General features: G+C 62.7%; 22 protein-coding genes. 13 read left to right on the top strand and 9 right to left on the bottom strand.

The window, feature by feature from the left end:
- Positions 1–60: 60 nt before the first annotated feature.
- Positions 61–1,362, bottom strand: a complete 1,302-nt coding sequence (gene egtB / locus ABIB44_RS14055) for an ergothioneine biosynthesis protein EgtB (protein ID WP_354585280.1) — start codon at positions 1,360–1,362, stop codon at positions 61–63.
- Between the two features lie 284 nt (positions 1,363–1,646).
- On the opposite strand from egtB, the gene ABIB44_RS14050 reads away from it, so the two are divergent.
- The 4 genes from ABIB44_RS14050 (at position 1,647) to ABIB44_RS14035 (ending at position 4,822) form a co-directional block, all read left to right on the top strand.
- Positions 1,647–1,934, top strand: a complete 288-nt coding sequence (locus ABIB44_RS14050) for a KGG domain-containing protein (protein WP_354585279.1) — start codon at positions 1,647–1,649, stop codon at positions 1,932–1,934.
- 40 nt (positions 1,935–1,974) lie between these two features.
- Entirely contained in the window at positions 1,975–3,042 is a 1,068-nt protein-coding gene (locus tag ABIB44_RS14045; protein WP_354585278.1) for an o-succinylbenzoate synthase, read from the top strand.
- A gap of 70 nt (positions 3,043–3,112) precedes the next feature.
- Positions 3,113–4,384 carry an aspartyl protease family protein gene (locus tag ABIB44_RS14040; protein WP_354585277.1) on the top strand — a complete coding sequence of 424 codons (1,272 nt, stop codon included), beginning with the start codon at positions 3,113–3,115 and terminating at the stop codon, positions 4,382–4,384.
- 60 nt (positions 4,385–4,444) lie between these two features.
- Positions 4,445–4,822 (top strand): DUF423 domain-containing protein, encoded by a 378-nt coding sequence (locus tag ABIB44_RS14035; protein ID WP_354585276.1) that lies wholly within the window; start codon positions 4,445–4,447, stop codon positions 4,820–4,822.
- 90 nt (positions 4,823–4,912) lie between these two features.
- Here the strand turns inward: ABIB44_RS14035 and ABIB44_RS14030 are convergent, their stop codons facing one another.
- The 3 genes from ABIB44_RS14030 to ABIB44_RS14020 form a co-directional block, all read right to left on the bottom strand.
- A complete protein-coding gene (locus ABIB44_RS14030; protein ID WP_354585275.1) occupies positions 4,913–5,449 on the bottom strand; it encodes a DUF1573 domain-containing protein in 537 nt (178 codons plus the stop codon).
- Positions 5,450–5,583: 134 nt separating this feature from the next.
- Positions 5,584–7,014 carry an ATP-dependent DNA helicase gene (locus tag ABIB44_RS14025; RefSeq protein WP_354585274.1) on the bottom strand — a complete coding sequence of 477 codons (1,431 nt, stop codon included), beginning with the start codon at positions 7,012–7,014 and terminating at the stop codon, positions 5,584–5,586.
- A gap of 279 nt (positions 7,015–7,293) precedes the next feature.
- Positions 7,294–7,749, bottom strand: coding sequence for a PaaI family thioesterase (locus ABIB44_RS14020; RefSeq protein ID WP_354585273.1), 456 nt, complete (start codon positions 7,747–7,749; stop codon positions 7,294–7,296).
- Between the two features lie 212 nt (positions 7,750–7,961).
- On the opposite strand from ABIB44_RS14020, the gene ABIB44_RS14015 reads away from it, so the two are divergent.
- The 4 genes from ABIB44_RS14015 (at position 7,962) to coaD (ending at position 10,750) form a co-directional block, all read left to right on the top strand.
- A complete protein-coding gene (locus ABIB44_RS14015) occupies positions 7,962–8,576 on the top strand; it encodes a DUF4126 domain-containing protein (protein ID WP_354585272.1) in 615 nt (204 codons plus the stop codon).
- 150 nt (positions 8,577–8,726) lie between these two features.
- On the top strand, positions 8,727–9,233 hold the full coding sequence (locus ABIB44_RS14010; RefSeq protein WP_354585271.1) for an NUDIX domain-containing protein: 507 nt from the start codon (positions 8,727–8,729) through the stop codon (positions 9,231–9,233).
- A 104-nt stretch (positions 9,234–9,337) separates the two neighbouring features.
- On the top strand, positions 9,338–10,213 hold the full coding sequence (locus tag ABIB44_RS14005; RefSeq protein WP_354585270.1) for a DUF3822 family protein: 876 nt from the start codon (positions 9,338–9,340) through the stop codon (positions 10,211–10,213).
- A gap of 69 nt (positions 10,214–10,282) precedes the next feature.
- On the top strand, positions 10,283–10,750 hold the full coding sequence (coaD, locus tag ABIB44_RS14000; protein ID WP_354585269.1) for a pantetheine-phosphate adenylyltransferase: 468 nt from the start codon (positions 10,283–10,285) through the stop codon (positions 10,748–10,750).
- A gap of 7 nt (positions 10,751–10,757) precedes the next feature.
- Here coaD and ABIB44_RS13995 read toward each other — a convergent pair whose 3' ends face one another.
- On the bottom strand, positions 10,758–11,267 hold the full coding sequence (locus tag ABIB44_RS13995; RefSeq protein ID WP_354585268.1) for a hypothetical protein: 510 nt from the start codon (positions 11,265–11,267) through the stop codon (positions 10,758–10,760).
- A gap of 26 nt (positions 11,268–11,293) precedes the next feature.
- The gene (locus ABIB44_RS13990; RefSeq protein ID WP_354585267.1) at positions 11,294–11,992 is read right to left on the bottom strand and encodes an NUDIX hydrolase; all 699 of its coding nucleotides are present in this window, start codon (positions 11,990–11,992) and stop codon (positions 11,294–11,296) included.
- Positions 11,993–12,132: 140 nt separating this feature from the next.
- On the opposite strand from ABIB44_RS13990, the gene ABIB44_RS13985 reads away from it, so the two are divergent.
- Positions 12,133–12,639 carry a metallophosphoesterase family protein gene (locus ABIB44_RS13985; RefSeq protein ID WP_354585266.1) on the top strand — a complete coding sequence of 169 codons (507 nt, stop codon included), beginning with the start codon at positions 12,133–12,135 and terminating at the stop codon, positions 12,637–12,639.
- A gap of 166 nt (positions 12,640–12,805) precedes the next feature.
- Here ABIB44_RS13985 and ABIB44_RS13980 read toward each other — a convergent pair whose 3' ends face one another.
- Complete coding sequence (locus ABIB44_RS13980) at positions 12,806–13,102, bottom strand: hypothetical protein (protein ID WP_354585265.1); 297 nt, start codon at positions 13,100–13,102, stop codon at positions 12,806–12,808.
- Between the two features lie 232 nt (positions 13,103–13,334).
- On the opposite strand from ABIB44_RS13980, the gene ltaE reads away from it, so the two are divergent.
- The 4 genes from ltaE to ABIB44_RS13960 all read left to right on the top strand — a co-directional run bounded on the left by ltaE (position 13,335) and on the right by ABIB44_RS13960 (position 17,086).
- On the top strand, positions 13,335–14,381 hold the full coding sequence (gene ltaE / locus ABIB44_RS13975; protein WP_354585264.1) for a low-specificity L-threonine aldolase: 1,047 nt from the start codon (positions 13,335–13,337) through the stop codon (positions 14,379–14,381).
- Between the two features lie 83 nt (positions 14,382–14,464).
- A complete protein-coding gene (locus ABIB44_RS13970; protein WP_354585263.1) occupies positions 14,465–15,733 on the top strand; it encodes a cation:proton antiporter in 1,269 nt (422 codons plus the stop codon).
- Positions 15,734–15,782: 49 nt separating this feature from the next.
- Positions 15,783–16,439, top strand: coding sequence for a metallophosphoesterase family protein (locus tag ABIB44_RS13965; protein WP_354585262.1), 657 nt, complete (start codon positions 15,783–15,785; stop codon positions 16,437–16,439).
- Between the two features lie 29 nt (positions 16,440–16,468).
- A complete protein-coding gene (locus tag ABIB44_RS13960; protein ID WP_354585261.1) occupies positions 16,469–17,086 on the top strand; it encodes a DNA-3-methyladenine glycosylase family protein in 618 nt (205 codons plus the stop codon).
- A 162-nt stretch (positions 17,087–17,248) separates the two neighbouring features.
- Here ABIB44_RS13960 and ABIB44_RS13955 read toward each other — a convergent pair whose 3' ends face one another.
- Together ABIB44_RS13955 and ABIB44_RS13950 are read right to left on the bottom strand one after the other, a co-directional pair.
- A complete protein-coding gene (locus tag ABIB44_RS13955; protein ID WP_354585260.1) occupies positions 17,249–17,869 on the bottom strand; it encodes a 2'-5' RNA ligase family protein in 621 nt (206 codons plus the stop codon).
- Positions 17,866–18,423, bottom strand: coding sequence for a DUF1572 family protein (locus ABIB44_RS13950; RefSeq protein WP_354585259.1), 558 nt, complete (start codon positions 18,421–18,423; stop codon positions 17,866–17,868). Before ABIB44_RS13950 ends, ABIB44_RS13955 begins: the two co-directional genes overlap by 4 nt.
- Positions 18,424–18,452: the final 29 nt, after the last annotated feature.

The following is an 18,452-nucleotide window of genomic DNA, read 5'->3' as shown; positions in this document are numbered from 1 at the left end:
AAAGAAAAGAATCAGCCGGACATTGGCCGGGCGAAGGTGGCGAAAAACGCGGGCCTGGGCCTAGCGGGCCAGCCGCAGGCCCGTGAACTGCCAGCGCTTATCGGCATGAAAGAAATTGCGGTAGCTGACGCGGATATGGCTTTCGGGCGTGGCGCATGAGCCCCCGCGCAGCACCAGCTGGTTCACCATAAACTTGCCGTTGTACTCGCCCAGCGCCCCGGCGGCGCGGGCGTAGCCGGGGTAGGCGTGGTAGGCCGAATACGTCCACTCCCAGCAGTCGCCCAGCAGCTGGTGGCACTGGCTGGGGTCGGCATCGGCGGGCAGGGGCTGCGGGTCGAAGCGCGCGCTTTCGAGCCAGGTGCCGCCGTGGGGAGTAGGCTCGAAGTGCCGGGCGGCCGCTTCCCACTCGGCTTCGGTGGGCAGGCGCGCACCGGACCAGTTGGCGTAGGCATCGGCCTCGTAAAAGCTGATGTGGGTGACCGGCGCGGCCATTTCCACCGGCCGCAGGCCGTGGTGGGTGAAACGGAACCAGCCTCCCTCCTGCCGCACCCAGTACAGCGGGGCTTCCCAGCCCTGGGCCTGCGCCAGGTCCCAGCCCTCGCCCATCCAATAGCGGAAATCGCGGTAGCCCCCGGCCTCCACAAACTCAAGGTATTCGGCGTTGGTTACGAGGCGGTTTTGCAGCTCGAAGGGGGCCAATAGCACGTCGTGGGCCGCCAGCTCATTATCGAAGCAAAACCCTTCTTCCTGGAAACCAACGCGGTGCACCCCGCCCGGCACCGGCAGCCAAGCCATCGGCGGGGCGGCACCGGCTACGGCGGGCAACGCTGCCGCCGGCAGGTACTCGGGAGCCAGCGGGCTGGTGCTGAGGATGTACTTGATGTCGGTGGCCAGCAACTCCTGGTGCTGCTGTTCGTGCTGCAAGCCCAGCTCCAGCAGTTCGAAAAAAGCCTCCGGCAGGTCGGCTTCATGGTCCAGCAAGGCCAGCATAGCGGCATCAACATGCGCCCGGTAAGCCAGCACCTCGGCCAGTGCCGGGCGCGAGAGCGTGCCCCGATCGGCCCGGTTCACGCGCGAGCCCAACGAGTTGTAGTAGGAATTGAAAAGGTAAGCGTACTGGGGGTGGAGCTCCTGGTAGCCCGCCGCGTACTCGCGCAGCAAAAACGTTTCCCAGAACCAGGTGGTGTGGGCCAGGTGCCATTTGGGTGGGCTCACGTCGAGGGTGGGCTGCACCACGGTGTCTTCGGGCAGCAGCGGGGCGCAGAGAGCCTGGCTTTGGTCGCGCACGGCGCGGTAGCGGGATGGCCAGGTTTGGTGGGCCGGGGCGAAAGTAGGCAGCGAAGCAGTGGCAGCTGGTAGCATAAGTTGGCGGTGGGTAAGACAGCACAAAGCCGTTCTCAATGGCTAACTGAAAGCCGGGGCCAGAGGTTGCGACCGGCCAGCCCAATTCAGGACTTTCAATTAGCGCTACACTTACGACAACCCCGATAAACACGCAAAAGCTCCTCACTAATACGTAGAAGCACCTCCGTATTAATCGCCATTTATAGCAGATATCGTTGAATATAGAGAACCTAAACAAGGATATTAAGTACAATCAACCCTTGCAATAACAGTCTCATTTATTGTCCCTTTTCCCCTTTCCCATGGTTGCTACTTCTCAGTCCTCCGCCTCCCCCATTGCCGCCGCCAATCACCCTGATGTGTCGGCCGCTAAGCCCGCTACCCGACCCGCCAACCGATTGGGCAGCAAAAGCCGGCGCGGTTTCGCGGCCATGAGCCCCGAAACCCAGCGGCGCATTGCCAGCGAAGGCGGCAAAGCCTCGCACGCCAGCGGCCGGGGCCACCGCTTCTCGGCCGATGAGGCCCGCGATGCCGGCCGCAAAGGCGGCCTGGTAAGCCGCCGGGGCAAAGCCGGCAGCAGCAACGACTAGCCGCCCGCCGGTTACCGCCGCGCAGCCGCATCTTTGCGGCATGCTGCACCTTCGGTTCTCCCAGCGCGCCTTACGCTTTAATTTTCCGGCTCGCACTTCGCGCGGGTCCCTGGCCGAACATGTGGCCTGGTACCTGCACCTCACCCACTCCGATAGCCCGGCCGTAACCGGCTTGGGCGAGGCCGCGCCACTGGCGGGCCTCAGCCCCGACCACGGCCCTGGCTTTGCCGGGGCCGTGTCCTCATTGTGCGAGCGCCTGAACGCCGCCCGGCTCGATTCGCTCGCCCTGGCAGACGTGCCCGCCCTAGTTGGCCCCGGGTGGCCGGCCCTCAAGTTCGCGCTCGAAACGGCCGTACTCGACCTGGCCAATGGCGGCCGGCGGCAGCTCTATACCAATGCGTTCAGCGAGGGAAAGGCCGTTTTGCCGATTAATGGCCTGGTGTGGATGGGCGACGCGGGGTTCATGCGCGAACAGATTCAGCAGAAGCTGGCGGCGGGCTACGCCTGCCTCAAGTTAAAGATTGGCAGCCTCGACTTTGCCACCGAGTTGGCTATTCTAGCCGAAATACGAGCGGTGGCCGGGCCGGAGCAGCTCACCCTCCGCGTCGATGCCAACGGCGCTTTTGCCCCCGCTGATGCTCCGCGCAAGCTGGCACAGCTGGCCGAATTTGGCCTGCATTCCATCGAGCAGCCCCTGGCGGCGGGGCAAACGGCCGCACTTGCCGCGCTTTGCCGCACCTCGCCCCTGCCCATCGCGCTCGATGAAGAATTGATTGGGGTAACCAACCCAGCCCGTCAGGCGGCGCTGCTCGACGCCATTCAGCCGGCCTATATCGTGCTCAAGCCCACGCTGCTGGGCGGCCACGCCGCCACCCGCCACTGGATTGCCCTGGCCGCATCCCGGGGCATTGGCTGGTGGCTAACGTCGGCCCTGGAGTCCAATGTGGGCTTGAACGCCGTGGCCCAGCTCACGGGCGAATACGATGTGCGGGGGTTCCCGCAGGGGCTGGGCACGGGCCAGCTCTACCACAACAACGTGGCCGCCCCCCTGCACGTGGGCAATGGAGAACTGCGTTACGAGCCAAACGGCACCTGGGAATTGCCCTGATTATTTCGCGCCCCTACCCAATAAATAAGCGCGACTTATCACGTTATTTACGTCCCGGAAATCCGGACTTATGGGAATCTTACGCGTACTCCTGCTCGGTTTGCTACTTTGCCCGGCGCTGGCCATTGGCCCGGCTGGAGCATGCTTAGCGCAGAACACGACGCCGGCCGGCCCGTTCCGCTTCGAGAAGCTACGCCGGCACCGGATGCGCGTTCCGCTTCAGATTCAGCGTAACCTACTCGTAATCAGCGCTACTTTGAATGGCTATGGCCCATTCAACTTCCTGCTCGATACGGGGGTTGCTACGGCCATCATCACCTCGCCCGCCCTGGCCGATTCGCTGCAACTACGCCACGGGCAAATCTTTCGCGTTACGGGCGCAGGCGGCTCCGATACCGGCCTGCAGGCTTATCAGGCCGATAGCGTGCGGGTGGGCCTGCCCGGAATAGTGGCCGATTACATGCCCGTGCTGGTGCTCTCGCAGGATGTGCTGAACCTGTCGGGCTACGTGGGGGTGCCCATTCACGGCATCCTGGGCTCCGAGCTGTTTCGCAGCTTTGTGGTGACGCTGCGGCCCGAAGAGGGCCACCTGATTGCCACGACGCCCGATGCCTACCGCGCGCCCAAAGGCCGCTCATGGTCGTCGCTGCCCCTGAGCCTGGAAAACAATAAAGCCTATTTCACGGCTCCCGTGCAGCTCACCGATTCGCTGACGCTACCCCTGAAACTGGTGCTCGATACCGGTGCCAGCCACGCGCTGTCCATCGAGCTCGACTCGGACTCCCGCCTGAGAGCCCCGTCCCAACGCCTGCCCACCGACCTGGGCCGGGGCCTGACCGGGGTGGTACAGGGGTTTCTGGGCCGGGTCCCGCAGCTGAAGCTGGGCCGTTACACGCTGCCGAACGTGCTCACGTCCTTCCCCAATTCAGCCGACGTGCACCGCCGCATTGATGTGCCGCGCAATGGCAACGTGGGCTACGAACTGCTGAAGCGGTTTTCGCTAGTGATTGATTACCCGCACCAGCGCCTGCTGCTGCGGCCCAACCTGCAGCTACGCGACGCGTTTGAGCACGACATGTGCGGCATTGAGCTGATGGCCGTTGGGGCCGACCTGCGCCGTTACGTTATCCTGCGCGTGATGCCCAATTCGCCGGCCGCCGCCGCCGGCCTCCAGCCCGAGATGGAGCTGGTCAGCATCAACCTGATTCCGGCTAATTTTTTCAACCTCACCCAGCTTAGCCGCATCATGCACTCGGAGGATGGCCGGAACCTGCTGCTGTTGCTGCGGCGGCCCGATGGCGAGCTCCAGACCACTACCGTGCGCCTCAAGCGTCAGATTTGAGCCGCTGGCCCGCTGGCGGCCGTACCTTTGCGGCATCATTCATCATCCCGTTTCCTGCTTATGACTGCTCGACTTCTGCTTCAGCTGGCCGCCCTGTTTGGCGCGCTGGGCGTAGCTATCGGGGCCTTCGGGGCCCACGCCCTGCACGATACGCTGGTGCGCGCCGGCCGCCTCGACACTTTTGAAACCGCCGTACGCTACCAGTTTTACCACGCCCTGGCCCTGCTGGCCGTGGGTGTGCTGTGGGCCATCCGGCCCGAGCTGCGCCCCCTCGGCACTACTGGCGCGCTGTGGGCCGGCGGCATTGTCGTTTTCAGCGGCTCGCTCTACGCGCTGTGTTTCACGGGTATTACCAAGCTGGGGGCCGTGGCCCCCATTGGCGGCCTGCTGCTGCTGGGCGGCTGGGTAAGCCTGCTGCTGGCCGTGCGCGAGCTGTAGCCGCCGCGCACTAGCTGCCACAAAAAAAGGCCTTCCACATGCGTGGAAGGCCTTTTTTGTGATGTCGCAGCAGCAAACGGGCTGCGGCAATTAGTTTTTCATCTTGGCTTTCATCTTGCCGGCGTCACCTTTAATTTTGGTTTTGTTGCCGTCATCCTTCATTTTCACGTCGCCCGAAGTGGTCATGGCACCCGAAGTGGTCATGGCGGTGGCGGCGGCTTCTTTTACTTCGCCAACCAGCGACACGGTGGTGCTGCCGGCAGCGGCGTTCGACTCAATGGTCAGCACTTTGTTCTGCATGCCCATTTTGCCGGTCGAATTGAAGTGCGCCGCGATGGTGCCGGTTTTGCCGGGCAGCACGGGGGCTTTGGTCCACTCCGGGGTGGTGCAGCCGCAGCTCACGCCAATGTTGGAGATGATGAGGGGCGCGGTGCCCGTGTTCTTAAACTTGAAGGTGTGGTCGACGGTGCCGCCGGCTACTACCGAGCCGAAGTCGTACTTCACCTCTTCGAACGTGATGGCGGGGCCGGCCACGGGGCCAAGCGGCTTAGTAGCAGCAGTCTGGGCGTGCGAGGTGGTGAAAGCAGCAGCCGTGAGGCTTAGGGCGAGAAGCAGGGTTTTTTTCATGGTCAGCAGTTGAAGAAGGGATTGAATGGAGTTGGCGTTGTACAAATTTAGGGTTTTCGCCGGGCCTTGCAAATTTACGACCAAAGTGCGATGCCCCACCTGAAGACCCAATGAAGCCCGGTTCGGTTCCCGGGCTAGTCTTCGGGCGGTGGGTCGCCCACCAGCTGCTGCTGAAAATTGAGCAGAAACAGCCGTTCCGAGGCCCGCGTGATGGCCGTGTAGAGCCAGCGGGCAAACTCACCGGCCAGCGGCTCGTCGGGCTTCAGAAAGCCGTGGTCGACAAACACGGCCTGCCACTGCCCGCCCTGGGCCTTGTGGCAGGTGAGGGCGTAGGCAAATTTAATTTGCAGCGCGTTCAGATACGGGTCCTTGCGCATTTCCTTGTAGCGCTCGGCTTTGGTTTTGAGGTGGGCATAATCTTCGCTCACGGCCAGATACAGGGCGTTATTGCGGTCGGAGGGCAGGGCCGGGCTTTCGGTGTGCAGGGTGTCGAGCAGCAGCTTCACCTCAATTTCGGGCTCGTCGGGATAATCGACCAGCCGCACCTGGGCCTGCGCGAAGTGGAAGCCATACATCTCCTCGCGCCGGATAACCTTGCTGATTTGCAGGAAGTCGCCGTTGGCCAGGAAGCCAATTTCGGAATCCTTCGGCAGCCAGAAGTAGTTGTTGCGCACCACCATCAGGTAGTCGCCGCCCTCAATCTCCTCCTCGGCATCGAACAACGCCCGCCGGATGAGCTGGTTGTATTGGTTGGCGTTGCGGTTTGAGCGGCAGATGATGGTGGTGTTTTCGTGGCCGTAGTTGCGGTAGGCCCAGCGCAGGCCATCCTCCAGCTTGTCGCCCCCCATCTTAAAAATATCGCGAAACCCCAGCGTGTGCAGCTGAATCTTGGGCACCTCCTCGCGCAGCTCCTCGCGCAATTCCGTAGCATTCACCAGAATACCCGATTCCTGGGCCTGACGCATTACCTGGCGCAGCTCCACGGTGCCCACTTCGGCCCGGAAGCGGTGGGCCAGCAGCTCAGGGTCGAGGGCCGGGCTCAGCAGCTGGCCCACCGGCGGCAGCTGGGCCGTGTCGCCGATGAGCAGCAGCTTATTGCTGGTTTTCTCGAACACGAAGCCCATCAAATCATCGAGCAAACCGTTTTCACCGAAGGCTTTTTCGTCCGAAATCATCGAGGCTTCGTCCACGATAAACAGGGTTTGCTCGGTGCGGTTAGGCTGGCGCTGGAAGTTGAGCCGCTCGCTGGGCGCGCCGCTGGTCTGGCGGTAAATTTTCTTGTGAATGGTGCTGGCGGCCACGCCCGCGTAGCCGGCCATCACCTTCGCCGCGCGCCCGGTGGGAGCCATCAGGGTGTATTTGCGCTGCATTTTGTGCAGCCACTGCACCAGGGCGCTCACCACGGTGGTTTTGCCGGTGCCCGCGTAGCCGCGCAGCACAAATACCTTGCGGCCCGGCATTTGGTCCCGCAAAAAAGCGTCAAGCTGCGTGAAGAGCAGGGCCTGGTCGTCGGTGGGTGCGTAAGGAAAGTAGTCGCGAACGGATGGGGTGCGGAGGGAAAGCATTAATCTTAAATCGATAAGTTTTAGTTACACAAGACCACTGCTATACTGCGCAAAAATGTGACTGCAATTAAACTTAAGGCAAACTTGCATCAGATGCGAAGCAAATAGCTCATCGGTGTTTTTGTCTCGCATCATCAGTGCAGGTAGTAATTCTATATCATCGAAGAACCAAGCTAATTATTTACCTGATGTTCCTTCAAAGGCCAGCCATCGCCCGAAAACCAAAAGTTTATGAATGGCTTTCAGGGCTTTTGTCTGGTTAGAAACCATGAGTTGGTATTAAACAGGTTCAATCACCGCCATGGTAGCGCTGGCCTTGGCAATCAGCCGTTCATCGCACCATACTTCGGCCTCGCAGAAGTGCAGGCGACGGCCGGGTTTCAATACCCAACCAATGGCCCGCAGGCGCTGCCCCACGCCGGGGTGCAGGTACGACACGCGCAGGTCGGCCGTGACAAGGCCATGATTATCCGGCAGCAGCGTAACGGCCGCGAACCCGGCCACCAGGTCGGCCATTGTTGCTACTAAACCGCCGTGGGCAAAACCGCGCTGCTGCTGGTGCTGCTGCTCCAGGGCCAGCTCGGCCTCGACGCGACCGGGCGTAATGAGCGTGAGGTCGGCCCCGATGAGGTGCATAAAATGCTGGCGCTCCAGCTTGCGCCGGATGCGGATTTCGAGGTCATCAGGATGACCCGGGACGGCGTTTTTGGCAGATGTTTGATTATCAGAAGACACGGATAACGAAAGCTGAGTTAATAAAAAGATGCTGAAGGCGGCAGGCGGTTTGGAGTTTTATACTGCCTTGTGCTCGGCCACGAGGGTTAATACTTTTTAGGCCCACAAAACGGCTTTAGTAGGGCGGGTTAGGCACTTGCCCGGCAGTGTGCCAAAGGTACTGGCTTAGCTGGCGCGCCCCTATCTTTCGGCCTCACTTTCGCTTTGAAGCCATGATGGAAACCGGGCCGGCCATGCAGTATGTAGTAGCGGGCGCGCTGGGCCTGGGGCTGGCGGCGTGCAGCGGGTTTCGGGTGTTTGTGCCGCTACTGGCGGCCAGCCTGGCTTACCACACCGGATACCTTGCCCCCGCGGCGGGCTTTGCATGGCTGGGTAGCTGGGCGGCGCTCGTTACGCTGGCAACGGCCACGGTGGCCGAAATCGCGGGCTACTACGTGCCCTTCTTCGACCACCTGCTCGACACGCTCACTACGCCCGCCTCCTTCGTGGCCGGCACCATTCTCATGACCTCGGCCTTGCCCCACCTCGACCCCACCCTGCGCTGGACGCTGGGCATATTGGTGGGCGGCGGCACGGCCGGGCTGGTGCAAACCGGTACCGCGCTGTTACGCGGGGCTTCCACGGCTACTACCGGCGGCCTGGCCAACCCGGTGCTGGCTACCGTCGAAAACACGGCGGCTGTGGGGGGCGTGGCCCTTACGCTGCTGCTGCCGCTGCTGGCGGCCGGACTGGTATTGTTGCTGCTGGTGTATATTCTGAGCCGGCTGCGCCGCTGGCGGGCGCGGCGGCGCACAACCCGGCTTGCAACCGCCGGGCCTCTGCGCTAAGTGGGCCGCCGGACGCCCCTTTACCACTGAAGCGGCGGCGAACCCGAATAAGGAGCTTTTTCGACCGCCAAGTAAAACAATGTGCGCGGCGGGCCGTTAGTCGGGCAAGCCTATTGGGCTGCTTTTGTTTCGCCGAATACCGTTCCTGCCATGCTGCCTGCCTCTCATTCCGATTTTTCCGATGCCTTGCTTCAGGCCTACGCCGGCCGGGTGCGCGTGCGCGTGGGGGGCCTGCTGCTACGCAATGGCGCGATGCTGCTGGCGGCGCACCGGGGGTTGCTGCCCGAGCAGATGCCCTTCTGGTCGCCGCCGGGTGGGGGCTGGCAGTTTGGCGAAAGCGTAAAAGAAGCCCTGGTGCGCGAGTTTCGGGAAGAAACCGGGCTGGCGGTGCGCGTTGGCCGCTTTTTGCATCTGCACGAGTTCAGCCAGGGGCCGCTGCAGGCGCTGGAGCTATTTTTTGAGGTACTGGCCGAGGACGACACGGCTCCCCAGCTGGGCCACGACCCCGAGCACGGCCCCGATGCCCAGCTCCTAACCGAGCTACAATGGTTTACCCCGCGCCAGCTGCAACAATTACCTCCGGCCCAGCTGCATCCCGTGCTGCGGCTGGTACTTAGCCCCGACGACATTTTTGTGCCGCAGCTGCACTTTTTGTAGCCGCTAAGCCATATCGGCCCGGAAGCTGGCTTCGCGCGATGCCGTTTGCTGTGGTCAGGCCTTATCTTTAGCCCCGGCCACCCGGCCGGTTTTAGCTTCGATTCGTGCCTGCTTCTGCATCCTTCCCTGTTTCTGCGCCATCGGGTGCGCCATCGGCGCTGCTCCAGCTGCGCGATGAAACCTTCGACCCCGCCAACGCGGCTGCTTACAATCTTTACCTGCTGGCCGGCCCCGCCCGCCTCTACGTGGCCGTGGCAGATGTAGAACGGCGCAAGTTCGTGGTGCTCGAAGAATACCAGCTGGCCGCCGGCGGCGTACCAGCGCTGGCCGCCCAGCACGATTTCCTGAGCCTGCGCGGCTGGAATGCCGTGCGCTTGGCCGTAACGGGCCGGGCTTTCACGCTGCTGCCCGCCCCCCTGTTCCGGGCCGGCGACGAGGCCGCCGCCCTGCGCCTGCACCACACGCCCTCGCCCACCGAAACCATTCGGCACACCACCCACCCCGGCTTGGAGCTGGTGAACGTGTTTGCCACTGATGCCGCGCTGGCTAACTGGCTCACTGCTACTTATGGGGCTACGGGCCGCCTACTGCACCACACCAGCGCCCTACTGGCGGGCCTCGTCAACCAGCGCGGGGCGGCCTCGCAGCGCCGGCTCTACCTCAACCCCGGCCAGCAGGAGCTCACCCTCGTGGTGCTGGGCCAACACCTCGAATACTGCAACGTGTTTCCGTGCACTACTGCCGAGGACGTGGTGTATTACACTATTTTGGTGATGCAGGAATTAGCCCTCGACCCCGACCACGACGAGGTGACCGTGTGGGGCGACCTCACCCCCGATTCGGCCGTGTTCAGCCTGCTGCGCACCTACGTGCGCAACGTGCATTTCGGTCCCCGCCCCGCCAACGCGCAGTACAGCTACCGTTTGAACGACGTGTTCGAATACCGTTATTTCGACTTGTTCAGCCTGCACTTTGCCTGATTCAGCCGGAAATAACGTCATGTTGAACGCAGTCGAAGCACGACGTTATTCAATTTATCATTCATAACAATGCCCCGCATTGCCCTTTTTCCCGGCTCATTCGACCCTTTCACCACCGGGCACCTTGATATTGTGCGGCGTGGGCTGGGCTTGTTTGATGAAGTCATCATCGCCCTGGGTACCAACAGCGCTAAGCAGCGCTACCTGCCCGCCGAACAGATGCAGACCCTGATTGCCGGCCTGTTCGTTGATGAGCCCCGCGTAGCGGTGCAACTGTATCAGGGGCTTACGGCCGAGTTCGCCCGCGCCACCGGGGCGCGCTACCTGCTGCGTGGCCTGCGCACCAGCCCCGATTTCGAATACGAAAAACCCATTGCCTACGGCAACCAGCACGTTTTTCCCGAGCTGGAAACGGTGTTTCTGCTCACCTCGCCCACCCTGGGAGCCATCAGCAGCACCATTATCCGCGATTTGCATCGGTTTGGGGCCGATGTATCGGCATTCGTGCCGTTTGAATTGCCGGCCCGGGTGGGCTAGCCTGGGTTTATTGCGGCAAAGTGGAGGGGATTGGCACGACCCGCAGCCCCAGCAATTGCGTGGGTCGGCGGGCATGAAATACCGGTAGCAACAGGTAGTTGGCGGCTTCAGCCGATAAGCCGGCCCGCTGCATTAGCAGGTCCTCATCGGGCCCCAGCAGCAGCAAGTCGTTGAAACGGCGCGTAGCGGCATCGTAGCTCACCACCACATCGAGGTGCCGGCTCCGGAAGAAGCGCGTTGAATCGACGGAGTCCGTGCCGGGCAGCTCGCTCAGCATAGCCCGCACCGAGGCGGGCATGGGCCGCGGTGCCCCCAGGTGCCGGCCCAGGTCATCGATGGAAAGCCCCAACAGGGCGGGCACGGCCACCGCCGCCCGCCCGGGCGGCGACGCAACGGCCCGGGCAACCGCCGAGTGGCCCGGCTCCTGCACCGGCTCGGCCGAATGCGAACATGCCGCTACCAGCCCTACCAGCGCCGCCCCGGCTATTCCCTTACTGATAACGCGTTGTAGCCCCATACTGGCGAATATACTGCGCGAAGCAGCTATTTCGCTTTCGCTTCTTTGCTTGGCTTGCCGGCCATCTCGCTTAGGTAGTGCCGCACCACCAGCGCGATGGAGGCGTAGGAATCTTCCAGCTTGGCCAAAGCTTCCTGGGGCGACATCCAGCGCACTTCCTCAATGTACTCCTCCGTCTGAGGCTTCATCAAGGTGTCGTCGAGGCAATTCATTAGATACCAACTGGTTTTTTTCAGCATCTTGTTGCCTTTGTAGGCGTAGCTGTGCCAGGTGCTGGGCAGCTCTTCGCCCAGCTCCAGCTTGATGTTGGTTTCCTCCTCCACTTCGCGCAGCGCACCCGCGGCCTGGTCCTCGTCGCTTTTGAGCTTGCCTTTGGGCAAGTCCCACTTGCCGAGGCGGTAAATCATCAGTACCTGGTCGCCCTTCACCACGAGCCCGCCGCCGGCTTTGGCAATTTTGAACTGGTCTTTAAAATGCAGGGTGATGAATTTTTTCTTTTTCACCAGCATGGTCAGCGACTTCAGCTTTTTCAGCTTTTTCACTTCCATCAGCCGCAGCAGGCGGTCGACGAACAGCGGACCCGCGTCGCGCACCAGCACGTCGCCAATCAGGTCTTTCGACGTGAAATCGTCGTCCGGGTTCAGCACGAGGTCGTACTTGTGCTTGTACACTTTTTCGCTGAGCTTTTTGATAACCAGCGGAATGTCGTTGATGAAAATGTTCATCGGAAGAAGCGGCTTGAAAAAAACAGACGACGGGCAAGCAGGGGCTGCCGGTATCCGAAGAGAAAAAAGAATATGGCGGAAGGCAGCGGCCGCAAGATACGGGGCCAAACCGATTTCGCGGCCCGCCCCATCTTTGCGCCATGACGCACATTGGCCTACTCTCCGACACCCACGGCTACTTCGACGAGCGCATCGCGCATCATCTGCGCGGCTGCGACGAAATATGGCACGCCGGCGATTTCGGCGACGCCCGCGTGGTGGACGAATTGCAGGCCCTGGCGCCGCAGTTTCGGGGCGTGTACGGCAATATTGACGGCACGGACGTGCGAAGGTCCCAACCCCTGGTGCAGGACTTTGAAATTGAGGGCCTGCGGGTGGTAATTACCCACATTGGGGGCTACCCGGGGCACTACGCGCCGGCTGCCCGGCCCCTGCTCGACGCCACCCGGCCCGGCCTGTTCGTAACGGGCCACTCCCACATTCTGCGGGTGATGCCCGACCCGCGCCGCCAACTGCTGCACCTGAACCCCGGCGCGGCCGGCCGCCACGGCTTCCACCAAATGCGCACGCTGCTGCGCTTCGGCATTGAGGGCGGCAAGGTGGTAAATTTGCAGGCCGTAGAGCTGGGTAAGCGGTCGGGGCAATGACGCTATTGGCCTGTCGTTGGAAGGGTTGCGCAACGCGGCCCTATATAAGACGCTCCCCACGCCGGCTCATCACCCGCAACAAAACCAAGAAGCCCCGCTACCTGCAAAACAGGAAACGGGGCTCGTTGAAACCTGAAGCTGACGGCCAAAGGCCGCAGCCACGTAATTACAGCGCGATTTCGGGCTTGGGGTGCTCGCCTTCCTGGCCGTCGGCATTCACCGGCTTGGTTACGGCGTCGGCAGCGTCGAAAGCTTCGGCGTTTTCGGCGGCGACTTTCTTGGCGGGAGCCTTTTTGGCGGCAGCTTCGGTGGCGGGAGCAGCAGTGGTGAAGCGCGATTTCAGCTCTTCCAGGTCCACGTTTTTCAGAACGGGCGTGCGGAGCAACTCTTTGATAATGCTCTTCTTATTGTTGGCGCGGGCAATGTTCTTGCGGTGCTTGCGCTTGAGGCGGGTAACGGACATGGTGCCGGATTGGTTAAAGTCTAGGGGCTTACGAAACGGAGGGCAAAAGTAAGGCTTTCATTTCGAAAGTGCAAGCCCGCGAGGCATTTTGCTGAACGACTGGGGATTTGGCCGCTACTTTTGGTACCTGGTTGTTGGTGCCTGGCGCTTGGTTTTTCGCTATCTGACCGGACTATCCATGCCCATCCCCTCAACCAAACACCAAGAACCAAGCACCAAGCACCCCACTTATATGTCCGCCGAAACCCCTGCCCTGCCTGTTATCGACCTGCGCTCCGACACCGTGACGCGCCCCACGCCGGCCATGCTGGCCGCCATGTGGGCCGCCCCGGTGGGCGACGACGTGTACGAGGAAGACCCTACCGTGCGCCGACTCGAAGAAGCCGCTGCCGCCCGTTTCGGCATCGAGGCGGGCTTGTTCTGCCCCTCGGGCACCATGACCAACCAAATTGCCATCAAGGCCCACACCGAGCCGCTGAGCGAGGTAATCTGCGAACAGACGGCCCACGTTTATTTGTGGGAAGTGGGCGGCATCGCCTTCCACTCCAGCGCGTCGGTAGCACTGCTGGCCGGCGACCGGGGCCGCCTCACGGCCGCGCAGGTCGAAGGAGCCATCCGGCCCGAAAACGTGCACTACCCCACCACCCGCCTCGTGTGCCTGGAGAACACGCACAACCGCGGCGGCGGCAGCTGCTACGCCCTGGAAGATTTGCAGGCCATCAGCAACGTGGCGAAGAAGCACGGCCTGGCGCGGCACCTCGACGGGGCCCGCATTTTCAACGCGCTGGTGGCTACCGGGCAGCGCAGCGAGGATTACGGGCAGTATTTCGACTCGATTTCGGTGTGCCTGAGCAAGGGGCTGGGCGCGCCGGTGGGCTCGGTGCTGCTGGGCTCGAAGGCGTTTATTCAGAAGTGCAAGCGCATTCGCAAGGTGATGGGCGGGGGCTGGCGGCAGGCCGGCTACCTGGCCGCCGCCGGCCTGTACGCCCTCGAAAACCACGTCGACCGCCTGGCCGACGACCACCGCCGCGCCGCCCAGCTGGCCAACACGCTGCGCCAGCAGCCCTACGTGGCCGAGGTGCTGAACCCGGAAACCAACCTCGTCATCTTCCGCCTGCACGACATGCAGCCCGCCGCCCAGTTCCTGGCCGCGCTGGAGCAGCAGGGCATCCGGGCGAGCAGCTTTGGGCCGCAGTGGATTCGGTTCGTAACCCACCTCGATGTGGACGACGCGATGGTGGCCCGGATTGAGGCAGCTTTATCAATGGTTAATGATTAACGGTTAGTGATTAATGCTGTTTCTCGGACCTCATAGCCCGATTAACCATTGACCATTCACCACTACCCATTAATCATTAGCCTTTGGACCTCTACGATGCCCTGGCCCTGCTGCTCGTGACGGCGGCAGCTTTTGCCTACCTCAACCACCGCTTCCTCAAAATGCCCCCCGCTATCGGGCTGATGGTGCTGGGGCTGGTGGCGTCGCTGGTGTTGGTGGGGCTGGCGCGCTTTGAGGTGAAGCCGATACTGAAATTTGCGAAGCTGGTGAACAAGCTCGATTTCAGCACCATCGTGATGCAGGTGATGCTGGGGTTTTTGCTGTTTGCGGGCGCCATTCACGTCGATACGCGCAGCTTGGGGCGGCTGCGCTGGCCGGTGGGCGTGCTGGCCCTGGTGGGCACGCCCCTGAGCACGGGGCTGGTGGCGGGGGCCATGTACCTGCTGCTGCCCTGGCTGGGGCTGCCCACACCCTTTATCTACTGCCTGCTGTTTGGGGCGCTTATTTCGCCCACCGACCCGGTGGCCGTGCTCAGTATTCTGACCAAGGCCAATATCCCAAAATCGCTCGAAACCAAAATTGTGGGCGAGTCGCTGTTCAACGACGGCGTAGGCGTGGTGCTGTTCGTGGTGACGCTGGAAGTGGCCTTGCTCGGGCCCGGCGACGTGACGCTGAGCCACGCGCTGGGCGTATTTTTGCGCGAAACTGTGGGCGGGCTGGCCCTGGGTACGGCCCTGGGGCTGGGTACGGCCTGGCTGCTGCGCACTATCGACAACTACCAGGTAGAAGTGCTGGTGACGCTGGGCCTGGTGGCCGGCGGCACGGCCCTGGCCACCCGCCTGCACACCTCGGGCCCGCTGGCCATGGTGATGGCCGGCCTGCTGGTGGGCCATTTCAGCCGCAGCGGCGGGGTGCTTTCGAGTGCGTCGCAGGCTTACGTCGACAAGTTCTGGGAGTTGGTGGATGAGGTGCTGAATGCGCTGCTTTTCGTGCTGATGGGCCTGGAAGTGCTGGTACTGAATATTCCCGGGCGCACGGTGCTGGCGGGGCTGGCGGCCATTGGGGTGGTGCTGGCGGCGCGGCTGGCGGCGGTGGCGCTGCCGCTGGGGCTGCTGCGCCTCGGCGGCGCGTTTCGCACTTCCGACCACAGCATTGCGGTGCTCACCTGGGGCGGGCTGCGCGGTGGCTTGGCCGTGGCCCTGGCCCTGAGCCTGCCCGCTACCATGCCGCGCGAGCTGCTGGTGGGCATTACCTACGTGGTGGTGGTTTTTTCAATCATCGGCCAGGGTCTCACCATTGGGCCGCTGGTGCGCTGGCTGGGCGTGGCGCAACGTGCGAAAACGCCCGCTTAACCCGTCGCCAAGGGGACCTTTCACGTCTGTTTCACTGTTTTCAGCGCCAATGAATCTCTTCCTCGTCGGCGATGTGCACGGCTGCTTTCACACCTTCAGCCAGCTACTGACGCGCTGGGACCCGGTCACCGACCACCTCATCCAGCTCGGCGACCTGGTGGACCGGGGCACGCAGATTCCGGAAACCGTGGAACTGGCCCGGCAGCTCAGCGAGCAGCACCCGGCCTCGACCACCTTTCTCATGGGCAACCACGAGGCCAGCATGCTGCGCCACTACGGCCCCCAGGGCCCCGCGCTGGGCTGGCTGAAGTGGGGCGGCCGCAGCACCACCGAGCAGTATAAGCGCAAGCCCAAGCTGCTGGCCCGGCACCTGCCCTGGCTGCAGCAGCGCCCGCTGTTGTGGCAAAACGACCACGTACTGGCCAGCCACGCCGGCATCAGTGCCTCGCCCGAGGCCTACGACCCCGCCAGTGCAGACGGGCTCCTATGGGTGCGCGGGCCGCTGAAGCGGCTCGACAAGCTGCAGGTGGTGGGCCACACGCCGATGGAAGACGGCGAGCCCGTGCACGACCCCGAATCGCACACGATGTACATTGACACGGGCGCGGTGTTTGGGCGCAACCTCACTGGCCTGCGCCTCGCCCCCACCGGCGCGGTGCTCGATATTATCCTGATTCCGGTCGACCCGCGCGACTTGCCGGCGTAAAGCTCCTTTTGCCACTTCCCCTTCGCGCCATGCTCAACCAAGCCGCCATTGCACATCTTTCGGCCGCCGACCCGATTCTGGGGGCCGTCATCGCCAACGGGCGCGCCATTCCCCCGCGGCCCCACGAAGACCTGTACCTGGCCCTGCTGCGCGCTATCGTGAGCCAGCAGATTTCAACCAAAGCCGCCGCCGCCATCTGGAAGCGCTTCCAAGGCCTGTTTCCGCCCGAGGGCTACCCCGAGCCGCGCGAAGTGCTGGCCCTGAGCGAGGACGAATTGCGCGCCGCCGGCCTCTCGCGCCAAAAAGCCGGCTACCTGAAGGCCATTGCCGAGTACAACGAGCGCGGCCTGCTCGACTACGCCCATCTCACCAGTCTTTCGGAAGACGCCTTCACCCAGCACCTCACCGCCATCAAAGGCGTGGGCCGCTGGACCGCCCAGATGCTGCAACTATTCGCCCTCGACCAGCCCGACGTATTTGCCGAAGGCGACCTGGGCGTGCAGAACGCCATGCGCCGACACTACAACCTGCCCGAAACCGGCCGCGCCCTGCAAAAGCGGATGACGGCGATTGCCGAGCCCTGGCGGCCCTACCGCTCGCTGGCCTGCAAGTACCTGTGGCAGTCGCTGGATAACAGCCCGGGTTGAGTAAAATAGAACAAACCGGGAACGTCATGCTGAGCTTGTCGAAGCATCTCTACTGCTTCGCCAGGACCATGCAACGAAGCGGTAGAGATGCTTCGACTGCGCTCAGCATGACGACCTTTTTTGCTACTGTTACTTTTGCGGACTACTTACCATTGCCCCGCTCTACCCCAGCACTTTTTCCTTCATGTGAAAGATGTCTTCCTGCACAAAAAGGTTGCCTTCCTGCCGTAGAATGGCGAGGTTATCGATGGTGATTTTGAGGTTGTAGGTTTCCTGGTTGAGATAGCCGAGGACGGGGCCGAGCAGGTCGGCAGTGGTGTCGTGCAGGGCCAGGGAGATGTGCGGCAGCCAACAGTCGGGACCGCTGAACTTGTCGGTGCGCAGGCACAGCGGCGCGGTGGCGGCCAGGATGCGCCGGTGCAGGGCATTAAGCGCATCGGAACGCAGCACGGGAATGTAGATGACCGGCCGCTCGCCCGGAAACACGCCCAGCCCGGTGGTGAAGGCCGGAAAAGGCGCGGTGGCCGCCGCCACTTTGGCCAGGGCCGTTTTAAGGGAGCTGAGTTTTTTAACGCCGGCCAGCTGATAGGTCAGGTGCGGGTCGAGGGTGGCCTGCACGTCATCAAGGCCAAATTTTTCTTCCAGTTTTTTGATGACGGCGTTGATGCGCGATACGTGTGGAGCGCTGAGCAGGGAGGTGATGGCGAGCATATCGGCTGGTACGGAAATTCTGGGGTCGGTGCCCATGCAGTGGCCCGTTTCACGCTGAAAAAATTCTTTCATTTGCCTGCCGTCATGCGTTGATTGAACTGCTGGCTCTGCCCGCGCGGGATGCTGAGCGACTGAAAAGCCTCGCCCCGAATAATTTTGGCCAGCTGCACCAGCTGCCCCACGTGCGAGGCGTAGTGCGCCACCTGCCGCTGCACGGCCTCCAGCACCGTGTGCGCCTCGCCCCGGATGGGCACGGTGCGCAGCAGGTCATCAGCCCGCAGCTCGTCGAGCACGTCGAACAGGATTTGCCAGGCGGCCGGCCACGCGGCCTGCAGCGCCGGAGTGCCGGCGGCCGTGGCGGGCTCCTCGAATTCCTGGTCGCGCTGGCGGGTGGGTTTTTCGCCATCGGTGGTCAGGAAATCGGTGAAGCGCGAGCGCAGGTTGCCCACCAGGTGCTGCACGATGACGGCCGCCGAATTGCTGCCCGGCGCGGGCTGGTGCAGCCATTCTTCGGGGCTGATTTGGGCCAGGGCCCGGTCGGCCAGGCCCTTGTACTGCCGAAAGTTATGGCGAAAGGAGGCCAGCAGGGCCTCGCCCACGGCGGCGGAATCAGATAGTGCTTGCATGGACCAAATGTAATCGTGGCGGGCAAAAT

Source organism: Hymenobacter sp. UYCo722 (assembly GCF_040547115.1).
In the GTDB taxonomy this organism is placed as follows: domain Bacteria; phylum Bacteroidota; class Bacteroidia; order Cytophagales; family Hymenobacteraceae; genus Hymenobacter.
This window is presented reverse-complemented; position numbering and strand designations above follow the sequence as displayed.